This is a genomic window from Alkalibacterium sp. m-11 (assembly GCF_054658155.1).
In genome coordinates this window covers 1-202 of sequence record NZ_BAAGIR010000702.1, presented here as the reverse complement: position 1 = coordinate 202, position 202 = coordinate 1, and the positions used below count along the sequence as shown (strand labels likewise).

Below are 202 nucleotides of genomic sequence, written 5' to 3'. Positions count from 1 at the left end.
CCCTCTCTTTTGGTAGAGCTTGTACACTGTTTGGGCAGGTATATCAACGAAATTTGATACGATAAACTCAAACGTCGTAAATAAGAGTTCGCCAGCTTCTCGAGTGGCCTTTACAGTTACTTTACGACCCGTTTCCCAAGATTTAGCTTGATAATCAATCTTGAAATACTGTGATTCTTTATGTGTAAAGTCTGTATCTGGT

At 39.1% G+C, this 202-nt stretch carries 1 protein-coding gene; it reads right to left on the bottom strand.

The features are described 5' to 3' along the window. Positions 1-202, bottom strand: a 202-nt coding sequence (locus tag ACYQ2O_RS13985) for a transposase (protein WP_459796903.1), incomplete at both ends; no start/stop codon positions are given.